Here is a 23,880-nt window from a genome sequence, read left to right as displayed (position 1 = left end):
TTATGAATGTTTTATTTGATCCTGAATACCGCTTGCTGACTGTCCGCTGTGCAGGAATCGGTGATAATATTTGTGTATGATTGTTCTCCTCCTATGAGTACGGACCACGGAGTGTCGGCAGTGATCGCTTTTACCGGCGGCCCTTCCACTCCATCCTTCTTATCGAACATGGTAAAGTCTGTTACATAGTCCACATATTCCCGCTGTTCGATAAACTGTAATACGGAAGACATCATCATCGTACCGCCAAACACAATATCCTGTGCGCCCGTATTGATCCATGGTGACAGATAAGCCTGTACTTCGCTGACCAGTTTCTTCAGGTAGAAATTTGCATCTCTGCCCGCTCGCAGGCGGATATTGCCTTTGAAGCTTACCTGTTGATAGACCGGGTTAATGACCTGCACCTTTGCAAACGCCGATGTACGGCTGCTCAGGTATTCGCTCACCCGCTCCAGTATGATGCGGCTTACCTTCGGACTGAATCTTTCATCGGCCGGATACTCGTCGATACGTGGTATTACTGCCAGTGTGACCCAGCCGGGTGACTGTAACTGCGTAATGCTGCCCACCTCGTCCCTGCACATCTTCGAATGCGGAATACATTTGATCTTGAAGATCTCAGGGAATGCATCCAGGACGATACGCTCGTAGTCGAAAACATTGATCGCTCTTCCTTTGTGACGCAGGCGTTCGCTGACGCGTATATAAAACTCATCTGCAGTCTCTTCTTTTCTGCCGCCGAAAGACGGATACGGCTGACTGATCTTCGTCACCATCGCATCAGGAACAACCAGTCCGCTGATAGTCTGTGCCGCCAGTGCCGTTCCTACCCTCGCAGGATCATTCTCCTGGTTGCGGAAGGTCGCTTTCGCCGCCTGTGCAATGACAGCTACGCCTTCACATACTGCCGCTGAATACAGGTGCGTACTGATACGCAGCCAGTGATAACCGGATGGCAATACCGTATGTGTCGTATCCGCATCCCATGGCAACGCGATCGTTACAATACCGGATACCAGCATATCCTGTGTGGTATCACTGATGATCTGCGAATGATCTTCCAGCGCTTTCCACTCATTCCCCGACATGTAATGCCATTTGATATCTGCCTTGCGGATATCCGGATCAGCCGTAAACTCCGCCAGCTGAAACAACAGCGTAACATTGGTACCAGGTACCGCCTGTTGCAGACCGACATACAAAGTACCTTCGTCGTCATACACCGGCATAAAATGAGCAGTAGTACCGGATGACAGCAGTTTATAGTTACCTGGTTCATAAGGGTACTGATGCAGCAGCGTAATATCTGCGCCACTTGCAGCAGCCGAATATTCCAGATTAAATGACTTGATAACAGGTGTATAAGGCGGTGGCGGGAAACCCAGTACATTACCAGATGTACCGTTCACATAACTATCGAGTGAAGCCGCTTTACTATAGGTATTGCCCGCACTGGTAGTAGTGCCATCTGCGGCTGTTTTCAGGTCTGTGTGTTCCTGTTCGGGATCACCGCTGTGCAGATTAGCAGCAAGATTGGATACATTCCATGCTTTGGTATAGGCATCCAGTGACTGTGTCAGCAAACCGCTTGTGTTCGTCTGCAGCACACTCAGTTTAAGGTTACCTATCCTGATCAGCTGATCAGCCAGTATACCCGGATACTCTTCCTGTTTGAAACTCTTATCAAGCCGGAAACGCAGGAATCCGTAAAGGGTCGCATTGTTATACGGCAGTAAAGGCGCCGATTGTTTGATCACGGGGATACTGTTGGCAGCCGGTATTGTGATCTGTCGCAAAGGTTGCAGATGACTGCCGCCATCCTGATCAAACAGCTGTATCCCATTACCACCGGAGATATTCTCCCACTGTCCGTTATTCAGTCGTTGCAGTGAAGCGGTGAAGTAGGTATTCGTGATACCCATGTTGTAAGCGTAATAATGAGTAGCGAAATTGTCAGGCAATCCCTCCCACTCCATATTCAGTTTTACATCCGTCAGTTTCTTTCTGAACACCTCATCGCTACCGATGTAAAAGTTGCCGCCAGCTTTAGGTACACTGGTGAAAGGAATGAATTTATTATTCGGGTCCAGCGGACCTTCATCATTACCAATCAACAGGTTTTTAATATTGGTGACATGTACATTGATCGAAGTATTGACAACAACCAGGTTACTCAGCACGTCATACCAGGGTTCATCCTGTTCTGCCAGGTGAAAATGTAAACCATGGTTGAAGAGTATCCTCAGTAAAGGATCTTTCACCGGGTAGTTTGCCAGTAACACATCCGCGATAGGCGGTACCAATGCAGGTGCATCTGCGGCCAGTGCAAAGCTGATGGTCATTACACCTGCTGCCAGCGATATCACGGATACCGGTGCAGCATACCAACCGTCTGCGGTGGTACAGTCTACCTGCAACAATCTTTTCCGCGCAATATCTTTAGCCAGCTGTAACTGCTGCGAACTGATACCCGTATAGATCCTGAATTCATTGTCTCCCACTTCATCATCCAGCCATTTCTCTGTAAGACCGGCTGTTTTCAGTTTACTACGGATCGCTGCCACCGTACCTTTATCGATCGCTGCCTTTTCAAATGCTGTCAGTATTTCTTCATTCAGCAGATAGAACGGTTTGGCCAGCAGTGCTGCCAGCTGATCTGCTTTGTCCGCTGGCTGTGTCAGTTCGATCGTTACCGTCACATTACGGGTACCCTCTTTCAGGAGCAACACCGGAGAAGACAGCAACAAACCCGTCGTGCCAAATGGGAAATGAGAAACGCCTGCCTGCGGATTATTCTTGCTGACATATTCCGCAGCACCCAGTAAAGGCCAGCTGTTGTAGGCAGGATTACGGAAGCCGTCTCCCAGTCCGTCAGCGCTTGCCGCTACCGGCGCTGTATAGATATTCGCATTTTCATCTTTGAAGAGTGTACGCAACTCGGCAACTTTCGCTTTGTTCAATACCACATCTTCTTCGGTATAAAAAGTAACATCATTACCCAGCGCATCCTTACCAGCCTTTACGCCCGTGTTATCTTCGAGCAGATAATCCGGCAGCTGTCTGGCGAGTTCCGCCACCAGGTGTACATGATCCGGCGTCAGTGGTTTTTTCTTCAGTTGCAGTACTTCTTCGTAAAAGAAGTTCAGATGCTGACGGCCGAGTGTATTCAGCTGTGTCTTCACCTGGGCAAAGAGTTCCATGAAACCATACAGCAAACCAACATGTGGCTGGTGTTGTTGTGAGCTGCTCATCACGGCATCAAAATCCTGCACAGCAAAACCCTGTACCTGCTGAATACCTTTATAGAAGATGACAAACAGCTCATCCAGCTGCGTCAGCATTTTTTCTCTTCTCCGGCGGGGATAATTACCCAGTCTTACCAGGTAAGTATCTTTTGCGATCAGCTTATCCATGGTCAGTGACCAGGAGGGGTTGCTGCGAAGAATAGCGATATTGTTCACCGCTTCATCCGGTAAAGGATGGTCCGCATCCACCATTGTATTCGCAATGGCAATCAGCCGGTACAATGCTTTACTGAAGTCAGACTGAACGAGCGCATTCAGCATGCCACTCAGTCCGGTGCCGGTATCAAGATCTGTATTCCAGCTATCCAGCTGCATCACCATATCCAATATGCGGAAGAACATGGACCAGAACTGATCAGCAGGTTGTTGCTGCGACAGCTCCGTCCTGGCCTTCTGATAGGCGGCGTCAAAACCGGCCGTATCAAACTGCTGGATAGCGGCATATTGGAAAGGAGGATTGTTCCGGAAGAAATCCTGCCAGTCCCCGCGCGATACAAGCGGTGTATCTGCCCGGCGGAACGGCTGATCAGTATCATCATAGTAAAGTACATATCTGGCATAGCGGTACAGGAAACCCAGTAACTGTGCAGTACTGCGTTCATCAATCTGTACCGTGTCGGTTGACAGCGCATCCATTTTACGCTGCAACTGGCTTACACCATCGCGTACCAGGTTATTCGATATGTTATCTGAAGCATTCATTATCTTATTGCTATAGCTGCATTTATTCCTTCTGCACGGCCTTCCTGTACATAGAAGTCATATACATAGTTGTACCGTGAATTGGTGGCTCTGATGGTATAATCAACACTGATACGCAGGTATCCCTGTATCGCATCCCAGGAATCTGACTGGGATACAGTGATCTTGTCTGCCTTTATTCTTGCTTCATAATAGAGAATGGCATTAGTGACCATATCTGTAATGAAACCGATCAGTGTATTGCTCATGGATTCAAACTGGTAGTCTGCCAGATTGCAACCAAACTGGGGTATCATCACGCGTTCACCCAGACTGGTCGACAGGAGAATATGCAGACTTTGCTCAATATCCTCCCTCCCTACAGCCATCACGGCGTAACAATCCCTGTCATCATTGTCTTTGCGGAAGGTGGGGGGAAAAGACCAGCCGCAGCCTAGAAAATCTTTCGCGTCGGGCATATACAAAACTTTTATACGATCTATATTATCCTCCGATCATCACAGTGGGACATCCCAGTACGATAGAACCGCCATGTGCGGTGGAATCGCCCATACGGGCTGCCGGTTTGCCGCCGATCATAACGGTGGCCGATCCTTTGACGATGACGTCCGGCGGACCGGTACACACCAGCATATCTCCTACTGTCGCCGCAGGCATACCGCCTATCAGCACCGTAGGTACGCCGGGACCGCTGACAGGACCACCTACATGGGGAACCGGACCTGTCGACATGGGGCAAACATGCATATCTGTTAATCTTGCTGCCGGGGGCATTGTCTGTTTTTTAGTTGATCTTTACCATTCCGCCCTGCAGTTCCAGCATGGCGGAAGAGGCTACTTTTGCTTTCGCCTGACCATTCAGCTCCAGTGTGGTGTTTGCTTTTCCGGAGATGGTCATGCCTTCTATCTTGACGTCAGTACCGGCTTTCAGTGAGAAAGAGCCCGTAGCTTCCATCTTAATATCTTTTGCGCTTTTAATGGTTATACCTGCTGACTCCATTTTGATCACATTGCCATGCTGATCCTGGATGGTGATCGCTTTGTCCTTTTCACTCAGCTCAATGAAATTACCCGCAGGCGTTTCCATTTTCATCACCTTGTTCTCATCATCATACATGGTCTTCATCTTACTGCGGGTCACCAGGCCTTTGATATGATTGGTATCCTCCGCCTTTACAGGAGCGGGATTCTTACTGCTGTGCAGCATACCCAGTACTACCGCAAAACGGGGATCGTCATTGACAAAACCTACGATCACTTCATCACCTATTTCAGGACGGAAGTAATAACCACGTTCTTTACCGGCATCCAGTGAAGCCATACGGGCCCAGGTGCCTTTATCGTTATTATCAGTCAGCGGCATCTTCACCAGTATGCGGTCTTCTCCGTCAGGATCACTCTCCAATTGCACTACCACAGCGATCTGCAATCCATGTACAGCCGGCAACAAACCTGCCGCAGGCGTCTCTGTCAGCTCCTCCTTGTGATGGAACCATTCAGGAGAAATGCCAAACTGCATTTGTGTGGTCCAGATCCCTTCCGCATATTCATGCCGTACACCGCTTACATATACCAGTCCGTTAAAGCGGTTACCCAGTCCTTTGAGTTCAACCGTATCACCGGGTTTGGTGTCCGGAGATCCCTTGATCTTCACCCGGCCGCGTATCTTCGCCATCCTGCTTTTCAGCATGACTGATTCCGCCCAGGCTTTCAGTTCGGGTTCGCTGATCAGACCACTGTGCCGCAGTTCCAGCTTATCAGGAGAGACGGCTTTCGCCAGTTCTTTTCCGGACAGATTACCAGCTTCTTTAAACGACACGCTGGTGGTGGAGTTCTGTTGCACCGCCTGATCTTTGTAACTCCAGGAACTGGTATTCACTTCCTGCCACTGTGTGCGGGCATCTATTTCGGCTTCAAACTCGTCGATGGTAGCACCATATACCAGTGTTAGCGTAGGAGATCCGGCCAGTTCAGGTTTCTTCATATCGACCTTTCCATCCTTCACCATCAGTACGCAGCTGTTCATTTCAGCGCGGCTGAGGGCAAAATCCCAGTCGGTACAATTGAACTGTACCAGTTCTTTATGCTGTACGGGCGTGCTATCCAGCGCACCTGCCTTATTGCCCAGCACCTTTTTCAGTGCATCGCTGTCGCTTGTGTCCCTGAAATATTTGTGTTTCCTGCCGAGGGTCAGCGATACCGCCTCATCGCGGCAGTCCAGCTGCAGAACGGCATTACCGCTCTCGCCTGCCCGGATACCATGTTTGACAATGATACCTTTGAACACGGTCGTCTGTTTACCATCACGACCTACTTTCAGTTCGATCTTATTACCGGGAATGAAGTCAGCTCCTTCACTCACCGCAAACTTTTCGTCGGCGACGTCACCGTCGAGGTACTGGAGACGTGCATAAGGGATCAGGTTCACTTCCTTGACAATGGAAACCGAGCGCAGTTGATAAGCCGGATTATTCACCCTGTTGCCATTGATCAGCACTTCAAAGCTGGTATAATCATAGACCCCGGGAGTGGGGATGATCCGTTCGTCTGTCGCTATATTTTCCTCATTGGCCATGTTCAGGAAGTTTTTTGTGTTTCTGACTGTTTCACCGGCGGGAAGCCCAGTTCATCATCCGTGCGGATCTTCCGTACGCTGACCAGTTCATTGTAGTAAGCGACCTGCATATACAGGGCAGGATCGCCGTAATTCTTGTAGCAAAGCAACGGCAGCGTGTCTCCATCAGCTACCCGGACGCTCCTGAAAAGGTCAGGTGAGTGTTTATCTTCTTTTGCAACCCGTTTTTTGGGTTCCGTGTATTGGGTGAAGGTAGCACTCACTTTTGCCCTTAAAGGGGCTCCATTGGGCTTAAAAAGCACATAGTTGATATCCAGGGTCGTCAGGATACAGTCGAAGGTGAACAAACCCCACTGAATTTTCAGAATAGCGGGTTTATGTGCCTCCCCCTGCATCTTGTATACGACGCCCAGCAGCTGGTCCACCTGGTCCTTTACTTCCGTACCATTCAGGACGTTACCCTCGATGGTGCCGGTATTGTCCAGGGTGAAGTCGAGTTTCAGCTGTTCCGGTGCGGTGAACTTATATTCAGGAGCGCTGCCCTGATTGCCGCCGGTGGTCTTCTGCTTGGCCTCTACCTTGTAGGACTGCGAATAACTCTCCGGGTTGATCGGGATGGTGAAGTCGCCTCCGGCCGACTGTTTCTGTTTCTGATCCAGAAACGGCCGGATAACGATCTTCTCAACGTTCGCTGTTTCTTTGTTTGCCATCAGCGTTCTCTTTGATCTTTCAGGATTTCAAGCACCTTTTCCACGCAGGTGCGTACGATCGCTTCAGGAGATCCCTCCTGCTGCTCGTTACTGCCACCTGTGTTACCTTTACTACCGGCAGCTTCATCGACAGCTACCTTGATGACCATTTCTCTTATCTCTACTGGCATGGGCCTTGTTTTAATGTTCTGCTATTCCACACTGAAATAGTTATAATTCAGTTCAAATGTTTCAATCACTATCTCGCCTTTGTCTGCATTGAAGTCCGCCACCTTCCAGTTCTTTGGCCAGGCGCGGTGTACTTTCCAGGTCATCAGCGGCTGGTGTTGTTCATTGAGCAGGGTTACAATGAGATCAATGGGCGCGAAGCTGAAGTTTTTGAAAGCGTCAAGACACCATTGTGAGACGATGGAATCCGCCGGTTTGAAGATACCACGGCGCAGCACCAGGTCCGTACACTTATTGCGCAGGGGCAGGACATGCTCAAAGCGGTTCTCTCCTCCCTCCCGCAGGGTGTCTGTCTGCATCTGAAAGTTGAGTCCCGATACAGACTGAAAAAGGATGTCATTGTCCGTTTGCTGGACAGTACCTTTTTTGTCGAACAGGAATTCTACTTTAAAATGGAACCCTACAGGAGGATAATTAGCGGCTGCCATCTTTATTTGTTTTCAATCACCAGGCCTTCATGTACCAGTTCAACACTTTCAACGGCGATCTCATTGGCATCTGCTTTCAGATCGGCTGACTGCACCTTGATAGGCCATGCATTTTTAACCTTCCATACGATGATAGGTTTATGCATTTCATCCAGCAGGCTGATCGTGATGTTTCTGCGGTATTTACCGTTCTGTTCCTGGAAGAACACGGTTTCTTCCCACCAGTCGAAGTATTCGTTATCTGACTGGAATGTGCCGCGTTTCAGCGTGATATTGCTGTATTTTTTCAGACCTGGCTGTTTGGTCTTGTGATATTCCGGACTGGCGCCATGGCGGTATTCGATCGCCTCTGTTTCAACAGTAAGACCGGTTACTTCAGTAAAACCGATGTTTTTACCACCCCATTCTACCTGGAAGTGAAACTTGGGTAATGGATAATTTGCCATTGTTTTTCTTTTGTACTGTTATGATTGAATATGGAAATCTTTGTTATTTCTTAGTTGCCGGTGCGGGAGTTGTCTCGCAGGATTTTGCTGCCAGTGCGGCTGCATATGCTTTGTCCAGTGCATCTTTACGGGCCTGGGCAAATTCACGTTTGCAGGAAACCACTTCTACATCTTTCTGCAGATCCTTCAGTTCATCCAGGGTGGATTCGTACTGATGTTTCGTTTTGGTGTAGAAATCGCAGGCTTCATCGTCCATTGGGAACAACGGCGTCTTCTGCGGATGACAGGAAGCACAATCTTCCAGATCCGGTTTCTTACCGTCAGTCACCAGTTTATAAGAACCATCTACCTGGAACAGCAGCCCTTTTTCTCCTGCCAGCAGGCCCCAGAGCTCTTCTTCCTGACGATAGGTGATCAGCAATGCATTGATCGCATCTTTGATCGCATTCAGTGCATCGTCTTCTGCTGTTTTCAGTGCAGTCAGATTAGCGATGATAGAGTTCGGTCCTTTGGATGGGATCTTGTTGTCGATACGATCGGTCAGTACTTTGATCTGGCCTTTCAGTACCTCAGAACAATCCAGCAGCTGTTTTGCTTCGCAGATGAGGATCTTGATCGCCTCGATACAGAGCTGCGCGTTCTTACCCGTTTTCTTGTTGTACTTGCGCGTTCTACCCAGCGTACCGAGATAGATCATACCCAGCCGGTTGGTCTCCGTAATGGTTGCCAGAATGTCTTTCAGCACATCTGACCAGCGCTTCTTTTTGTCCAGCGCACTTTTTTTGAATGCCTCCTGGGCCCTGGCATTATTGAGTTCCTGATCAGCCTCAATACAGTCTTTTTTGAGGCGGTCAAGATATTGTTGAACGGTATCGTTATTGGATGCCATGATGATGTAAATTGTAAACGGTTTTAAATAATGTGGAATGCGTTAGCTTTCGTTCTGCTGCTCAGCCGGTTGTTCGTCACAGTTGTTGCAGTCAAATGCATGCTCCGCCTGTTCTGAGATATCGTCCAGTTTTTTACAGCCACCGCCGTTACAGTTTTTCTCCTCAACAAACTTCGCCGCATCTGCCACAGCATCTTTCACCACCCATGCGATATTCTTCAGGGTGCTGGCTTTGCTGAGTTCTTTCAATGCGTCGCCCAGCGGCTTGCGGGAATCATCATATTTCTTCTGGGAATTCTTAACGTTGGTTTCCACGTCCGTAATGAGGTTCGTACCGTCTGTCTTTGCAGTAGCGATCAGCGTTGCCAGATTATCTACATTGACAAAGGCATTAATACCGGCTACTTTTACCGCAGCCTGTACAACGTCGTCAGCCTGGTTATTGATCTTCTCTGCATAAGCCACGAATTCCTGCACGCTGTCTTCGATGTTCTTTTTGCCGGGACCTCCCTTGGAAAGATTCTCGCGGATCAGCTTCAGCTCTTCTGAATTACAGGAATCAGCTACAGCGTCTTTCAGTTTACCAGCCAGTGTATTCACCAGACCAGCCTTCTGTTTAGCTGCCTTGATCGCAGCAACGGCCGCATCAAAAGACGTTTTTATGCCTGTATATTTTGCCTGTGCAAGTGCGACAGTGCTGGTCAGTCCTTCGAGGTCCTGACCGGTGTATACGGTCACGCAGTTGCTGAGGAAGTTGTACTCCTTCACAGCACGTGCGAACTTTTCATTGACTTTACGCTCAACGCATACCACCTGACTGGCGGTATTGGTCTTGATGACCTCAGCTTCAAGCGCCGCTGATTTCTGCTGCTGTTCGGTTTTCAGCACTACGCCGTAGTCTTTCATCAGCAGATCGAACTGAGACGGAGAAGGTGGGGCACACTGTACTACCGGTGTCTCTACCGGAGGTTTAAAGTCACTCATATGTGGTGTATTTTCTGGGGTTTATGGTTTGTTGTTACCGGGGTTATCAGGTGATCAGGATTCCTGCATCTTGTGACTGAATCTCAGGATGATGAACTCTGCCGGACGTACTACAGCCAGACCGATCTCGATGATCATCTTTCCTTCAAGGATATCAAATGCAGTCATCGTTTCATTGATACCGATCTTCACATAGAATGCATGCTCAGGTTTAGCGCCTGCCAGTGCACCGGAACGCCACTGATTGATCAGGAAGTTCTCGATCATCGCTTTTACCTTCACCCAGGTATTCGCATCATTCGGTTCAAATACAAAACCTTCAGAAGCTTTTTTGGTAGACTCTTCCACCATATTGAAATAACGGCGAACGGATACGTAACGCCATTCATTGGAGTTGCCATCCAGAGTACGGGCGCCCCATATTTTAATACCTCTGCCGGAGAAGAAGCGGATGGCATTAATAGACTTACCTGCGTTTACATCTACGTTGAGATTACGCTGGATCTGATCGCTGATATCACAGGTTACACCGGATACTGCCAGCAGCCCTTCGTTGGCCGGCGCTTTCCACACACCACGGGAATTGTCAACGCGGGCATATACACCAGCAACAGAAGCAGATGGCGGCAGAATGATAGAATAGTTGGCAATGGCCAGTTTAACATTCGACTTTTCAAGACTGTTCAGTCCTCCGAAATTAGCGGCACTACCACCTACGATCACCACGGTACTTTCATCATATGCATAATCGAAAGTAGAACGGATGTTAGGGAAATACGCAGCTCCATAGCTTGGATAAGGAGAATTGATCGCATCTCTGAATTCCTGTGCAGCAGCCAGGATCTCGCCTTCTGTTTTCAGCGTAAGACCATTGTCAAAGATATCCATGATCACGAAACGGTCTTTCAGATCATAACACTGTGTCAGCGCAGCCTCCAGCAATGTTTTGTAGGTATCCTGCGGCATGTTCTGTCCTTCAGGGAAAATGATCAGCGTAGGCTCATCCTGTTTTCTCAGTTCGGTCAGTGCATCCATAAATATGTCCTGATCGATAATAGGCGTACCGAAATCCTGGTACGGACCTACAGAGATGATCCAGCATGGACCGCCACCATTGGCGTAGAACTGCTGTAACGCATAATACATAATGTGTTTGGACAGCCCCTTGCCGTCAGCAGGATCATAACTCACCGTATAACGGGTACCTGAAGTATCGCTGGTAGTGATGGTAACGATCAGGTTCACTTCCGGCTGAGGACCACCAAAGATGTTCTCATACTCCAGGAGTGAGCTGATACGTACAGGTGTACCATAGATCTCTTTACCATCTACGGTGCCTGTCTGTGTAAAGCCGATAAATGCAGGAATTGCTGTTTCTACTGCGGTGATGGACGGGGGGAACTTGGAGACTTCTTCAATATACACGCCTGGTGTATAATATGTGTTTGCCATAGTTGATCGATTTATAATTTCATTTTAGGAAGTAAAATTTCAGAACATATAAGATCGCCTTGTTTGCTGATCAGTTCTCCATCCGGATTAGGAAGGTTGACAGCCGCGTAGCTCACTTTACGATAGGATTGCATCAGCGGATAAGGCTGTTTGCTGATGATCACCTTTCTGATGCCTGGCGGAGCGGGAGATATTTCATCCCAGTTACTATCTGCCCCCGGCGTATCACCCTTCTGCAGATAATATTTCCAGTAGGTTGCCCTGCTGGCAAAACGTAACTCAAACACAGGCGCAGCAGGCAGGGTCAGCAAACCAGCTGCGTCTATCAGCTGGAACGCGGTATCCGCAGGACGCATCACCAGATCGAGCACACCCCAGGCATCTCTCTGATAAAGCTTCGCATGCAGATAGATCGTGTAACTGCGGTTATAGTTATTACTACCGGCGATCTTCAATGTATAGATACCATCCGGTGTACCGGTGAAGTCAAGCAATGCATCACGTAAACCACCCACCTGCTGAAACGGCAGTGTTTTGATTTCATCTGCGTCCTTCAGCAATGTAAACGTGGCCTGCTCTATTCCCTGCTGATCGAAAGTGTATGGAAATTTCAATGGCAGCAGTATCCGGTCATATTCGTTGATATAATGAAAATCATCTGTGTTGACCCAGCCTGTCGCAGCACTGCTCGTGCGTGCAATGGCCTGAGATACGTTTCCGTTCACCACCGCGGTCTCTCCCATTTCATAGGTCCTTCCGTCAGTGATCGCCTGAACGGCAGCAGAAAGTGAGGGAAAAGATTTACCACTGGTCGTATCGTCATTGGTGAAATAATAAACCGAAGGGAATACGGGATTGATACGCAGATTGCTGCGCGACACCAGTGCGGCGTTCTTTAACCGTATCAGAAACTGTAAGCGCGTTTGCCCATCCAGTGGTACCGCAGTTGTCAATGCACCATTAGTACCCGGTGTTGAAGCGACACCCAGTACGATCCCGGTGGAAGTCTGACGGTACACGATACGTTGTCCTTTTAATATTTTTTCCGTTGCAGGTGTAGGGGTGATGCTTACATCATCCATCAGATTGTACCGGTTGTCCATAAGGAGATCGGCCAATCTGAACTCCTGGTCCTCCTGTGACAGACTGTAATAGTTGCTGCCTTCTTTATCGAGGTAGAAGCTGTGCAACATATTTACGACTGCCAGGCGCCTGTATGTAATCTGAAAAGCCATTCATTATGATTTGGGGAAAGCAATACTGTCTTTGGACTGGATTTGCTCCACAATAGTACCAAGTCCTGTTATCCTGTTCTCTGTGATCTTCACAAGTCTTACTTTGTACAAGACACTCGGCATTTGTTTACCACCCAATGCACCCCATAGATGATTCAATTGTTCAAATGAGAGGGAAAACAGTTCCAGGTGTAACTGCAGGTCATCCAGCGCCTGACCACTATTGATCAGGACTTCGTTGGGTGAGTTCTTCAGTGTAAAACTACTCTTACCCTGAAAGAACTGAATAGCCTGAGAGAGTCGTGACAGCGCATCTTCGTAGTTCTTATAATGTGCCGACACCAACATGTACAGGTTAAGATAAATGGGAGGATTATGATAGGCAATACCCTGCGCATTTCTGTAAAAATGCGAACTGTTTTTGAGGGTTGCTTCCTCTTCTATATTCACCATGCTCAGAATGATTCGTTCTTCTGCGCCCGGGGGTCTGTCAGGTGTTTCCAGCGTAGCTACATTGTCCAGTACTACATGGCTTTCGGGGTCGTTTCCCATAGGGTTAAAGGACTGGATATAACTATCTAACTGGTCTTTTAATAACTTAAAAGCAGTGAAGATCATGGTTATGATTTTAATCAAGACACGGAGATCAGGCCAATGGCTATTGCCAGCGGCTGCATACTCGATATGATGTATTCTTTATGGATACGGTTGATGAGGAAAATGGTGTACCAGTCTTCCTGTACAGCACATGCAGCATTCTGAATTACGGATTTCTTTTGGGGGTGTAATTAATGACCATAATGCACATGTTGCGGTGACTGCAGCGCATCAAGAGTTACAAGTTCTTCTTTTCTGTTATGATTTTTCTTTTCGGGGTAATTAAAAAATTGTCTTCTAATTAATTTACATTTTGGAGTTCTTCAAACGCATAACACACGATTACCATAGAGAATGTAAAACTAGGTATTATTCCCGAAATAACAAACTTTAAAATACGGGGGAGTAGAAATTGCGTACAAGTACGCAGCAGGTTTTTAGGGGCAGATACGCCGCCCTTTTTTGCTGTAAAACCGATTTTTTTAAGCCCTCCTTTTTCATAAAACTCTTCCCTTCTCTTAGTACCGGATTGATATATGGTTTTACCGGTTCGTGCGAAACATTTTTCTCATTTATGCAATCACCGGGAAAGGTCCCTTCATTTTCATCTATCCTCCACCGCCTCGCGATTCAAGATCCTCTGCCCATGTTCGTCTTCACTTTTAATAACAACTAATGCACACCGCCGGATCTCGCAGTCTGCTACCATACATTTATATCAACCAATACAATTTGCCAATGGCATTACAAACATCCATCTTCCCCTTTACCGGCCGGCTCGGTAACATGATCGGCTACCGGCGTAACGGGAAATATTATCTCCGCAGCATGCCCCAAAAGGTGCGGCAGACAAAAGCCACCCGTAGCGCAGCAAAACGCTTCGGTATCGCCAGTAAACGCGGCGCCCTGCTCCGCAGATCCATTTATGGTGAACTGGACATCTCATGTGACAGCACACACGTCACCCGGCTCACCGCTGCGCTGGTCAACGCCAATGTAAACAACCTGACTAATATCCCGGGCTTCCGCTTCAATGCAGCAACGGGCATCAGTCATTTCTTTGCGGTTACACCGGTATTTACTGAAGACGGTTACTTACACATCCCTGCACAGACACTGCCCCAGCTCAAAGGCATCCATGCCTGGGACGTAAAGGTGATCGCTACGCGTATCGACTTCAAAAAGCACCAGGCGATCGCCACTGATATAGATGGAATAACAATCGATCCACGGGAGCCTTTTACCGGCGCCACACTCTCTGTATCTGTTCCGGGTAAAGGAACACTCGTAGTGGTGTTACAGGTACAGGCTTGCAGGGATGAACACCCCTCTCAGCACAAACAACACATGGCGGCCGATATCATTGCCATACAGGAACCGGAGAGCGATATGCTGAAAAGCGCTTCATTGAACAGAATCGCCTTCCCCGCAACTAAACAAAGCATATCACTTCCCATAGAGCCATCCACACCGCTGTATCCCGTTCAAAGAGAGTAAACGCCCCATGCCTGGCGATTGTATAACGGTGATTGTATCCATCCATTAAAACCCTTATTTCAAAAAATATAAGCTTATGACCTGCATAAATGCAGCATACCCCCTATTGCCTGTATATCTCACCTCTTTCCGGAATAACACTTTCCCCATCAAGTCCAGCTCATCACCCCTGATACGCCCTGTATACGGCTACTGCCTGTCTGCACAACGGCCAGTATACGACTAAAAGAAAAGGGCCGGTAGCTATAAGCAACCAGCCCTTTATATAAACTTTACAGGAACGATCAATTACCCTCCAGCGGCACCGTAAACATATTGCTCACTCTACCACCTGGTGTCACAATAATATAATTCAACACCATCGGCTTCTCACTCTTCCCTTTCACCGGCAGCAATATTGCGCCGTTATACAGATTTGCTGTCTGATCAGCCTTATGACCATCAACGGTATAATACACATTGCTGTTCGCTACAAAAGGAATGATCTCCGCTGTTCTTCTGCCAGCTGCATCAGCACCAAAGGTCACCTTTGCCTCCGGAATACGATAGAACACCTTCATCTCTTCCAGCTCCTGCAAACGTAAAGGCAAACGTGCTGTTGAGAAGTCGTCATAATTGCGCTGCCCTTTCGATGACCAGGCCACTTCAGACAATGCCAGCATACGTGGGAACAGCATATACTCCAGTTTATTATTGGTACCAATATATTCTGTCCAGAGGTTCGCCTGTACACCCATTACATGCTGCTGCTGATCCGGCGTCAGGGAATCAGGACGGGGATTATAGCTATATACTCTTTCCAGTGGCAGGAAACCGCCAATAGCTGTTGGCTCGTTCTGTTTATCTTTTGACTGATAATGATCGATATACAGGTGACTGTTTGGCGTCATGATCACATCATGACCCATTCTCGCAGCTGCGATACCACCTTTCTCTCCTCTCCAGCTCATCACTGTCGCATTAGGGGCTAATCCACCTTCCAGGATCTCATCCCATCCCACCAGGCGTCTGCCATTCTTGTTCAGGAATTTCTCGATACGGGAAATAAAATAGCTCTGCAACTCATGCTCATCTTTCAGCTTTTGCTTCGCGATCAGGCTCTGTGCAAATTTTGACTCCTGCCAGTGCTCTTTTGGCACCTCGTCGCCACCTACATGGATGTATTCACCCGGGAAGATCGCCATTACCTCAGTCAGCACGTCTTCCAGGAATTTGAAGGTTTCTTCCTTCGGACAATAGATCGCATAATGCACGCCCCAGTAACCTGGTACATGATACACGGTATCTTTACAGCCAAACTGCGGATAAGCCGCCAGTACTGCCGTACTATGTCCTGGTAATTCGATCTCCGGCAGAATGGTGATCTTCCGGTCAGCCGCATATTTCACCAGCTCACGGGCCTCTTCCTGTGAATAATAACCGCCATGTTTCACGCCGTCGTAAACAAATGGCTTATAATCGCCATACTGTCCCAGAATGCTGGAATCACGCCACGCGGATACCTGGGTCAGTTTCGGATACTTTTTGATCTCCAGTCTCCAGCCCTGGTCATCGGTCAGGTGCCAGTGCAGTCTGTTAAATTTAAAGTACGCCAGCAGGTCAACGATCTTCTTCATTTCATCCAGTGAGAAGAAGTGTCTCGCTACGTCGATCATCACGCCACGGTAACCAAACTCCGGTTTGTCATTAACATTGACTGCCGGTACGCTCAATCCGCCATCCTGTGTTTCGATCAGCTGCAATACCGATTGCAGCCCATAAAAACAACCTGCGCTGCCACCCTTGATAGTGATCCTGTCAGGTGTCACATTCAGACTGTAAGCCTCCTGTGCTGCCGCATCTGCCTGGTCTTCCAGTACGATCGCTTTTCCGCTGGCTTCACGGGTCACGGTCAGCTTGATACCATAACGGTTCCAGAGAAATTCATTGAACAGATCTGCATTCTTTCTGGCCGCATCACTTGCTGCGACCAGTACGGTCTGTTTACCTAATGCAAAATGACCCACCGCTGCCTGTACAGCAACCGGTTTCGGGATGATGGAGTAGTTGCTTTGTGCATGAGCGCCACTCACTCCCAGAGAAAAGACTAAAATAGATGCAATTCTTTTTAACATCTTGTTACTTTAATAGATTACGAATTATTTGCCTGGTGTAGGATTGCAATGCCTGTAACTGTGGAATAGACCTCTTATTGCATAATATTCTCCTATTATGATATTATTTATACTGGTTTTCCGTAACGGGCTTCGTTAGCAGCCAATATAGAAATAATTTAATGGGAATCAAAGTTCAGCTGGCTCTGGCCATTATATTTTTCAATTGCGATTAAATTCCTTAACTTAATACTGGCATATTATAAATAACAGCAAAGTTTCAGAGTACCCCAGCACCCCCAATATATCCTTCCAACCTGGTTAAAACATTAGTGAGAAATGTCAAGAATAGCGCTATTGGCGTATGCCAACGACATGAAAGAAGAACCGCTACGTTATGTCGAACAGGAGATCAAAGAGATCAACACCTACTTCGGAAACATCAAAAAGCACTTAAATCCGGATATTCTTATAAGTGCCACTAAAGATGACTTATTCCGTTACTTCGCTGACCACGGTCCAGATATTGAGATCATGCACTTTTCAGGCCATGGCAACAGCCTCGCCCTCTTCTTCACAAAAGATGGCGCCTTTAGAAAAGAAGGTCTCGCAGAACTCATGGCATTCGCCCCTAATATCAAACTCGTATTCCTCAACGCCTGTGCATCCAGAGAGATCATAGACGTACTGCATACGCCCGATCCGGCCAATCCGCAGAAAGGTGTTCCTATCGTCATCGGTACACAACGTCCTGTATACGATAAAGTAGCGGCCGACTTCTCCATCTACTTCTACACCGCCCTGACCAAGTCATGGCCCATCGGAAAAGCCTTCGACTTTGCAAAGACCTTCGTCCTCTCCGGCGAACACTTCGCACTGTTCCCCAAAGGGCCCAATCGCTATATCGGTACAAAACGTGCCGCCGTCATGGATGATGATCCGGAGGAGGATACTGAACAGCAGGAATTTCCCTGGGGGATCTATTACAAGGAATCGCTGACAGACGACTGGTCGATCACCCAATACCTCAACGAAAAATATGATGACAAGGAGAAATATGCCCCCAATGACGAATTGATCCGGGCACTGGCCGCCAATGCCAGCCGCCTGTATGCCAATCTGGCCAAAGAAAGGGACGCGCTCATCGCCACCCTCTACGACAAGTCAGACCTCTCCGCCAAAGAAGTGCTCATCGAAGTCGAAAACATCAACGATAAATTCAACCGGCGCAATATCCAGCTGAAAGAGATCAATGACCTCTATGCAGCCTATATCCAGGACCCGCAAAGCCTGAGCGATATCGCTGATAAACTGATCAATACCTTCCCCCTGCCACTGGGTAAACTCCTCCAGCGGATGTACTCTTTCAGTAAAGAGAACCTCCTCACAGAAGAAGACTACGCCGAATTTCTCGACCTGCAGATCAACTTCTATGAAATACTGGTCAAACTGGCCGCCGCTACCATCCTCTCCGACCTGCTGGAAGTATACGGCATGAAAGAGAAGATCGGGAAAATACTGGCGTTCAATCCTATCCAGAAGGAGATCATCTTAAACTATTTCCGGCAGACCAAAGAAAACGAACAGGACTTTGACTACACCTCCTTCATCGAGGTCATCAGCCAGGTATTAAAGGAAAACCTGAAAGATGAACCGGATATCGCACCTTTTGTCAAAGAATACCTGCACTTCGAAAGCATCAACACCTATGAGAACAATTTCTTTAATTCTCATATGGTGATCAAAGGCATTAAAGCCAAAATGCCTATGCTCAATACAACCGCCGCCTATATTCATCATTGTAAGGAAATAGAACGGGGACTGATCAATCTTCTGAAAGAACTGTTCTTTATCCTGCAATACAAGATGGTTGTCATCAAAAACGTAGAGGCTATCCGGAAACGGAATGTACTCGCAAAGACCTACTTCCATAAGTACATGTTGCTGGAACAGCGTATCTCCGACAGAATGGAGGTCATGGAACTGCAATCCCTGCCGGAATATGCAGAATCCTATTCCGTGATCCTGGTCAAAGAGATCTACAGGATGTTCGAATACCTGTCCCTCTCCCCCTTCCTGATCGATAAAAATGTGCAGTGCGAGTTTGACGGGGTAGACCTCTATTTCTACAACTACACCGAAGGCAATGGCATCGTCTATAAAAGTCTGACCAGTAACGAAAGACTCATCCACATCCTGCCGGAAACACAGGATATAGAACTCGGCGCCTCCACCATTACCAAAACCACTCTGCGCTTCATCGAGGATATGGCCATCAAAACAGACCGTGAAAAGAACAGGATCACCAACCGCCTGCTGCAATTGCATGCAGAATTCGCGTACTACCGCTCAAAAATAGCGGCTACACCGGTCACCGTACAAAACACCACACCCATAAACAGCCAGTCATGATGAAACTGATGGAAAATCCCTTCAAGCTGCTGGAGTCCTATACCAAGGAAGACAAGGACATATGGGGCGGGCGGTCCGCAGAAATAGAGCACCTGTACAACCTTTCTTTTGCGGCCAATCTCATACTGGTATATGGCGTCTCCGGCGTCGGTAAAACCAGTCTCATTCAATGTGGTCTGGCCAATAAGTTCAGACGCACCGACTGGCACGCCGTCTGGATCACCCGGAAAGAAGAACTCAACCGGAGCCTGACCGAAACACTCTCACGGGAAGCAGGGGACAGTCCTTCCGCGCCGCCCTCTCCCGTACCGGAGATCATCCGCAGGGTCTACCTGAAGCATTTTAAGCCCATATTCCTCGTTTTTGATCAGCTGGAGGAATTATTCATCTTCGGCTCAAACGGCGAAATTCAGGCCTTTATAGGCATCATAAAAGAGATCCTGAGCAGTGACATACAGTGCAAGATCATCCTGGTGGTCCGGGAAGAATACCACGGCCACCTCAAAACATTACAGGATGCCGGTCTGCCGGTCTTCAAAGCCTCCGTCAAAATAGAGCCTATGAGCATCCCGGAGGCGACTGAAGCCGTATCCAAACTCCTGGACAAATACAATATCCAGACGCCCGATGCCGACCACCGGGCCTGCGCCGCCAAAATAGCGACCGACTGCTCAATAGACAGCCGCGTAGACCTGGCCAATCTCCAGGTCTACCTCTTCTGGGCATGGGAAAAAGCGGCTGAGAAAGCCCCACCGGACGCAGATATCGCTTTCACGCATAACATCCTCCGGGAGATCGGTGATGGCAGAAATGTACTGACGCGCTACCTGAACGCCGTCGTTGAACGGGTCTCTAAAGGAAAAACAGGTGGCGTCTGGTTCCTGCTGCAACATTTTGTATCCCGCTCCCAGACCAAACAACCGCTCCGGCTCACCGAATTACAGGATATTGACCAGCAGACGGCCCGCATGTGGCTCAACGAACTGAGTAAAAGTAAACTGGTGAAATGTGGCCGGGAAACAGACAACGAAGTCTATACCCTGACGCACGATAGCCTCGTACCACTGATCGTACAAAAGAAAACAGCCGCTTCCAGGGGCAGGAATATCCACCCCTCCGTACAGGGTAATCCCTTCAAAGGACTGCCTGCCTACGAAGAAAAAGACGCCACTATCTTCTTCGGCCGTAGCATGATCCTCCGGGAACTGCTGACCTTTTTCGAAGACAAACGCCTGCTCGTTATCGTAGGTCCCTCCGGTTCGGGTAAATCTTCCATCATCAAAGCTGGTATCATTCCTGCGCTGAAAACAGAAGGATATATCGTTATCAACGGTGAACCCGGCACACATCCCATGATCTTCGGCCGGGAAATACAGCGGCGGCTTACAGCCCTCGACGGCGGCAGAGCCCTCATATATATCGACCAGTTCGAAGAACTCAGTACCCAGGCCAGTACACAGGAAAGTGAAGAGTTCATCAACCTGCTCAATGATGTCCAGAACAGTCCCGATCCCAGGCTCCAGCAACTGAAAATAGTGCTCAGCGTCCGTGCAGATTATGAATACGAATTTGAAAGAGCTCTTACCGGCTGGCGCGAAGCCAAAAAGACCATTCCCGACCTGATGGAAAGCGCCGTCAGAGAGATTATTACGGAACCGGCCTATCTCGCCGGACTCGAATACAAACCCACCTACCTCGTTGACAATATCGTACGTGATGTGATGCAGTCCAACGGTACGCTGCCCCTGCTCTCCTACGCATTGGAACAGATGTACATCGAGTATGAGAAAAGCGGGGCAAATGACGGTTTCCTCACGGAAGATCATTACAATGCGATCGGCGGCGTTGTCGACGGACTACGCCTCAGAGCCTCCAAACTATATAGTAACTCTGATCCTGAAACCCAGCACACCATCAAAAACGTGATGCTGCGGATGCTGTCCCTCAGTATCAATGAAAAAGCATCCAAACGCATCCTTGCGGAAGACCTGGTGTATGAAAGTCCGGTGGAAAATGAACGGGTGCAGAAAGTGCTCAACGAACTGGTGAACAGCCGCCTGATCGTATCCGGGCCGGATGAAAATGGCCAGATCTACTACGAGCCTGCCCACGATTCTCTGATCCGCTCCTGGAACCTCATCGGTGACTGGATCAAACAATATGGTAAAGACCTGCTTTACCTGCAACAGGACCTCTCCGACGCCGTCAAACAGTTCAGACTCAACCCTAAAAAGCTGTGGCATGACGATCCGAAACTGAATACCCTGCTGAATATTATGCAGTCGCCCGACAACTGGTTGAACCGGCAGGAAACCAATTTCGTAAAGAAAAGCCTCCAGCGCAGAAACGAACTCGAAGACAGAAAGAAAAGAAGGGAACAGGAACTCGTAGAAGAAAAACTCAGTCGTCAGGAAGCTGTCGCCAAACTAAGTTCAGAAAAGGAAAGAAGAGAAAAAGAACTGCTGGAAGAAAAACTCAGCAAACAGGAAGCGATCGCTAAACTGAACAGCGAAAAAGAAGCCGTGCTCCTGGAAAAACTCAAAGGAGAAAAAGCAAAGACGCGGCTGCAAAAGCAAAGAACCATCCTGCTGGCCCTGGGGCTCTTCTCCCTGCTGATAGCAGCCAGTTACGTATACAGTCAATGGAATAAATCAGAGAAATCTGTAAAGCAGATACAGGAACTGAATCACCGTTTACAAAGCTCCGCAGATGATCTCACCAAACTCAATCAGTCACTGAACGTCGCCGCAGAAAGAGCCCGTGAAAGCGCCGAAGAAGCTAATATCGCCAGACAAAAAGCCGATTCCGCCGCAAGTCAGGAAAAGAAAGCACGTACTATTGTCGAACGACAAAAGAAGGAACTCCTGATCAAACAAAATGCACTGATCTCATCACAGGAAGAAGTAAAAAAATATTCTTTATCCTTACAGGCAAAGGCTGACTCATTGCGTACTTATTCCGACTCGCTGAAGACACAGCTGGTCATCATTCAGAACAAAACCAGGGAAGTGGAATATGCCAAACTAACTGCTGCCTATCTCACCAAATCCCGCTCACTCATGCATTCAGATCCTGCTATGGCCTATCAGCTGGCGCTTGAATCATTGAAGTACGATAGTGGCAACCAGAAGATCAAAAACTATATTCATGATACCCTGAACAACCGCAATACATACTACGAATCTTTTATTATTGATAATGTCTCTTCCGCTTTCTTTGCTGACAACGGGAAAACAGTACTCGCCATACAGGGAGATAATAAATTCAGGCTGCTCGATCTGTCTAATCACAAAGATACCGGCATCGTGCTCAATGGCAAGATCCTCTCCGCACAATTCAGTCCGGTAGACAACAGCGCATTGATCACCACCCGCAACAATATCTTCAGCTATAATTCGAACGGCGCGTTAAAGGGCACTTCTGAAAGAATGGAAAGTGTGGTAAAAGCCTTATACACAGCACGGGGCAGGATCATCGTCGTCACACCGTCTGAAGTACAGATCAGGAAGAGTGTCAGTGCCACGACAGCTGTAGTGATCCCATCGGGGAATAATGATGATGATACAGAAGTCAGCTCCAATGATTCTCTGCTATATATCAGAAAGAGTGGTGTAATCGAAGCATATGACCTGACCAACGGCCGGCTGATAAGAACCTTCCAGGAACCCAACAGCTTCCTCGCCAAAGGTGGTAACGGATTTATTGCTGTATCCGGAAAAAGGCTGCTGTTAGCCAGAAGCGCCGGCAATAAGATTGTATCAGAAAGATATTTTGTACCACTGGAGAAAGATTACTCCAGGGTATCCATCGTCAGCATCGCCGATAACCTGCGTACCCTGCTCTTTATGGCGGAACCGGCCGAACAGCAACAGATGCAACAGCAGCAACAGGTACAGCAACAACAGATCAGTAAAAACTTTATCAGACCACAGCTGAGCAATCCGCCAATATTATATGCATTCAGTCTGCCGAAGAGCAGCAGGAAATTACCCGGCAATATTCCTTACGCAAGACGTGTGGTACTCTCTGAAAACGGAAACTATCTCATTACGGGAGAAAGCGGCTCCTTATCCATATATGATAACAACGGGTATCGTACAGAGAATTTTGGTGGTTATGCAAACTATACCTCATGGGCTTTCAATCCGGCCAATACAGACATGATCATGAGCATGAATGGCCTCAAACTCAAACTCTGGGTAAAAGGTACACCGGAGGCACTTTCATCGCAACGTAAGCTGCGAACCTTTAGTTCCGCCGAACTGGAAAAAGCCCTGGAAGATATTGCTATCCGATAATTATATAACAACACAAGCAGCAATAA

17 protein-coding genes are annotated in these 23,880 nt (G+C 48.1%); 3 read left to right on the top strand and 14 right to left on the bottom strand.

Annotated features, from left to right (window positions below):
* Window positions 1–11 precede the first annotated feature (11 nt).
* The 13 genes from BMZ72_RS00690 to BMZ72_RS00635 are packed head-to-tail and all read right to left on the bottom strand — an operon-like array spanning window position 12 to window position 13,575.
* Complete coding sequence (locus tag BMZ72_RS00690) at window positions 12–4,010, bottom strand: baseplate J/gp47 family protein (protein ID WP_089804259.1); 3,999 nt, start codon at window positions 4,008–4,010, stop codon at window positions 12–14.
* On the bottom strand, window positions 4,010–4,468 hold the full coding sequence (locus tag BMZ72_RS00685; protein WP_089804257.1) for a GPW/gp25 family protein: 459 nt from the start codon (window positions 4,466–4,468) through the stop codon (window positions 4,010–4,012). The genes BMZ72_RS00690 and BMZ72_RS00685 overlap by 1 nt, the downstream gene beginning before the upstream one ends.
* A gap of 25 nt (window positions 4,469–4,493) precedes the next feature.
* Window positions 4,494–4,784 (bottom strand): PAAR domain-containing protein, encoded by a 291-nt coding sequence (locus BMZ72_RS00680; RefSeq protein ID WP_089804255.1) that lies wholly within the window; start codon window positions 4,782–4,784, stop codon window positions 4,494–4,496.
* Between the two features lie 10 nt (window positions 4,785–4,794).
* Window positions 4,795–6,585: a type VI secretion system tip protein VgrG gene (gene vgrG, locus BMZ72_RS00675; RefSeq protein WP_089804252.1), complete on the bottom strand. Its 1,791-nt coding sequence runs from the start codon at window positions 6,583–6,585 to the stop codon at window positions 4,795–4,797.
* Between the two features lie 2 nt (window positions 6,586–6,587).
* Window positions 6,588–7,295, bottom strand: a complete 708-nt coding sequence (locus BMZ72_RS00670; RefSeq protein WP_089804250.1) for a CIS tube protein — start codon at window positions 7,293–7,295, stop codon at window positions 6,588–6,590.
* Window positions 7,295–7,465, bottom strand: a complete 171-nt coding sequence (locus BMZ72_RS36470; protein ID WP_012792851.1) for a DUF5908 family protein — start codon at window positions 7,463–7,465, stop codon at window positions 7,295–7,297. The genes BMZ72_RS00670 and BMZ72_RS36470 overlap by 1 nt, the downstream gene beginning before the upstream one ends.
* 21 nt (window positions 7,466–7,486) lie before the next feature.
* A complete protein-coding gene (locus tag BMZ72_RS00665; RefSeq protein ID WP_089804248.1) occupies window positions 7,487–7,951 on the bottom strand; it encodes a phage tail protein in 465 nt (154 codons plus the stop codon).
* Window positions 7,952–7,953: 2 nt separating this feature from the next.
* Entirely contained in the window at window positions 7,954–8,397 is a 444-nt protein-coding gene (locus BMZ72_RS00660) for a phage tail protein (RefSeq protein WP_012792853.1), read from the bottom strand.
* A 43-nt stretch (window positions 8,398–8,440) separates the two neighbouring features.
* On the bottom strand, window positions 8,441–9,286 hold the full coding sequence (locus BMZ72_RS00655) for a hypothetical protein (RefSeq protein WP_089804246.1): 846 nt from the start codon (window positions 9,284–9,286) through the stop codon (window positions 8,441–8,443).
* Between the two features lie 42 nt (window positions 9,287–9,328).
* On the bottom strand, window positions 9,329–10,270 hold the full coding sequence (locus tag BMZ72_RS00650; protein WP_089804244.1) for a hypothetical protein: 942 nt from the start codon (window positions 10,268–10,270) through the stop codon (window positions 9,329–9,331).
* Window positions 10,271–10,324: 54 nt separating this feature from the next.
* A complete protein-coding gene (locus BMZ72_RS00645; protein WP_089804242.1) occupies window positions 10,325–11,722 on the bottom strand; it encodes a phage tail sheath family protein in 1,398 nt (465 codons plus the stop codon).
* An 11-nt stretch (window positions 11,723–11,733) separates the two neighbouring features.
* On the bottom strand, window positions 11,734–12,957 hold the full coding sequence (locus BMZ72_RS00640) for a hypothetical protein (RefSeq protein WP_089804239.1): 1,224 nt from the start codon (window positions 12,955–12,957) through the stop codon (window positions 11,734–11,736).
* A 3-nt stretch (window positions 12,958–12,960) separates the two neighbouring features.
* Window positions 12,961–13,575 (bottom strand): Pvc16 family protein, encoded by a 615-nt coding sequence (locus BMZ72_RS00635; protein ID WP_012792858.1) that lies wholly within the window; start codon window positions 13,573–13,575, stop codon window positions 12,961–12,963.
* Between the two features lie 717 nt (window positions 13,576–14,292).
* On the opposite strand from BMZ72_RS00635, the gene BMZ72_RS00630 reads away from it, so the two are divergent.
* A complete protein-coding gene (locus tag BMZ72_RS00630) occupies window positions 14,293–15,051 on the top strand; it encodes a hypothetical protein (RefSeq protein ID WP_089804236.1) in 759 nt (252 codons plus the stop codon).
* 284 nt (window positions 15,052–15,335) lie between these two features.
* On the opposite strand, the gene BMZ72_RS00625 is transcribed toward BMZ72_RS00630, so the two are convergent.
* Window positions 15,336–17,165, bottom strand: a complete 1,830-nt coding sequence (locus BMZ72_RS00625; RefSeq protein ID WP_089804234.1) for a beta-N-acetylhexosaminidase — start codon at window positions 17,163–17,165, stop codon at window positions 15,336–15,338.
* 318 nt (window positions 17,166–17,483) lie between these two features.
* Here BMZ72_RS00625 and BMZ72_RS00620 point away from each other — a divergent pair, with 318 nt between their 5' ends.
* Both BMZ72_RS00620 and BMZ72_RS00615 read left to right on the top strand, forming a co-directional pair.
* On the top strand, window positions 17,484–19,556 hold the full coding sequence (locus BMZ72_RS00620) for a CHAT domain-containing protein (RefSeq protein WP_089804233.1): 2,073 nt from the start codon (window positions 17,484–17,486) through the stop codon (window positions 19,554–19,556).
* A complete protein-coding gene (locus BMZ72_RS00615; RefSeq protein WP_089804230.1) occupies window positions 19,553–23,854 on the top strand; it encodes an nSTAND1 domain-containing NTPase in 4,302 nt (1,433 codons plus the stop codon). Before BMZ72_RS00620 ends, BMZ72_RS00615 begins: the two co-directional genes overlap by 4 nt.
* Window positions 23,855–23,880: the final 26 nt, after the last annotated feature.

Origin of the sequence: Chitinophaga sp. YR627, assembly GCF_900114995.1 — a bacterium.
Taxonomy (GTDB): domain Bacteria; phylum Bacteroidota; class Bacteroidia; order Chitinophagales; family Chitinophagaceae; genus Chitinophaga.
The sequence above is the reverse complement of the archived record's forward strand: the minus strand, read 5'-3'. Positions and strand labels throughout refer to the sequence as shown.

Bases quoted from the DNA above. Each gene is read 5' to 3' on its own strand.
- BMZ72_RS00690 (WP_089804259.1), bottom strand. From the start codon at position 4,010: ATGAATGCTTCAGATAACATATCGAATAACCTGGTACGCGATGGTGTA.
- BMZ72_RS00685 (WP_089804257.1), bottom strand. From the start codon at position 4,468: ATGCCCGACGCGAAAGATTTTCTAGGCTGCGGCTGGTCTTTTCCCCCC.
- BMZ72_RS00680 (WP_089804255.1), bottom strand. From the start codon at position 4,784: ATGCCCCCGGCAGCAAGATTAACAGATATGCATGTTTGCCCCATGTCG.
- vgrG (WP_089804252.1), bottom strand. From the start codon at position 6,585: ATGGCCAATGAGGAAAATATAGCGACAGACGAACGGATCATCCCCACT.
- BMZ72_RS00670 (WP_089804250.1), bottom strand. From the start codon at position 7,295: ATGGCAAACAAAGAAACAGCGAACGTTGAGAAGATCGTTATCCGGCCG.
- BMZ72_RS36470 (WP_012792851.1), bottom strand. From the start codon at position 7,465: ATGCCAGTAGAGATAAGAGAAATGGTCATCAAGGTAGCTGTCGATGAA.
- BMZ72_RS00665 (WP_089804248.1), bottom strand. From the start codon at position 7,951: ATGGCAGCCGCTAATTATCCTCCTGTAGGGTTCCATTTTAAAGTAGAA.
- BMZ72_RS00660 (WP_012792853.1), bottom strand. From the start codon at position 8,397: ATGGCAAATTATCCATTACCCAAGTTTCACTTCCAGGTAGAATGGGGT.
- BMZ72_RS00655 (WP_089804246.1), bottom strand. From the start codon at position 9,286: ATGGCATCCAATAACGATACCGTTCAACAATATCTTGACCGCCTCAAA.
- BMZ72_RS00650 (WP_089804244.1), bottom strand. From the start codon at position 10,270: ATGAGTGACTTTAAACCTCCGGTAGAGACACCGGTAGTACAGTGTGCC.
- BMZ72_RS00645 (WP_089804242.1), bottom strand. From the start codon at position 11,722: ATGGCAAACACATATTATACACCAGGCGTGTATATTGAAGAAGTCTCC.
- BMZ72_RS00640 (WP_089804239.1), bottom strand. From the start codon at position 12,957: ATGGCTTTTCAGATTACATACAGGCGCCTGGCAGTCGTAAATATGTTG.
- BMZ72_RS00635 (WP_012792858.1), bottom strand. From the start codon at position 13,575: ATGATCTTCACTGCTTTTAAGTTATTAAAAGACCAGTTAGATAGTTAT.
- BMZ72_RS00630 (WP_089804236.1), top strand. From the start codon at position 14,293: ATGGCATTACAAACATCCATCTTCCCCTTTACCGGCCGGCTCGGTAAC.
- BMZ72_RS00625 (WP_089804234.1), bottom strand. From the start codon at position 17,165: ATGTTAAAAAGAATTGCATCTATTTTAGTCTTTTCTCTGGGAGTGAGT.
- BMZ72_RS00620 (WP_089804233.1), top strand. From the start codon at position 17,484: ATGTCAAGAATAGCGCTATTGGCGTATGCCAACGACATGAAAGAAGAA.
- BMZ72_RS00615 (WP_089804230.1), top strand. From the start codon at position 19,553: ATGATGAAACTGATGGAAAATCCCTTCAAGCTGCTGGAGTCCTATACC.